This window comes from Pseudomonas sp. 05T35, assembly GCF_056396605.1.
In genome coordinates this window covers 1-602 of record NZ_JBFTLU010000886.1, presented here as the reverse complement: position 1 = coordinate 602, position 602 = coordinate 1, and the positions used below count along the sequence as shown (strand labels likewise).

The following is a 602-nucleotide window of genomic DNA, read 5'->3' as shown; positions in this document are numbered from 1 at the left end:
CCCAGGGCCCGAGCATCACTTCCTGATCAATCGCTACGGGGTGATCTTTGATCGCATGCGCGCCTCGGATCTGGTGCGCATCGATCAGCAGGGCCGAATTGTCGATCCGGCGTACGCGGATCATCGAGTCAACACGGCGGGCTTCGTGATCCATTCTGCGATCCACATGGCCCGCCCCGATCTGAACTGCGTGATCCATACCCACACGGCGGCGGGCATGGCGGTGGCTGCACAGAAACGAGGCCTGCTACCGATCACTCAACACGCGCTGAAGTTCTACGGCAAGCTGGCTTATCACACCTATGAAGGTATCGCTTTGTCGCTGGATGAGCGCGAGCGGTTGATTGCCGATCTGGGACCGCACAAGGCGATGATCCTGCGCAATCACGGACTGTTGGTGGGCGGCGCCAGTGTGGCTCACTCGTTCCAGGAAATTTACTTTCTGGAGCGTGCCTGCCAGGCGCAGGTACAGGCGTTGGCGGGCGGGTGTGAGCTGAATTTTCCGTCGCCGGAGGTCTGTGTTCACACGGCTGAACAATTCGAACAGGACGATGCCGAAAACATCATCGAGCTGGCCTGGTCGGCGGCATTGACCCTGATCG

General features: G+C 59.8%; 1 protein-coding gene. It reads left to right on the top strand.

The window, feature by feature from the left end; genetic code table 11:
* Window positions 1–602 (top strand): class II aldolase/adducin family protein (locus AC1DH9_RS30490; protein ID WP_477809499.1); only part of this gene is annotated, 602 nt, incomplete at both ends.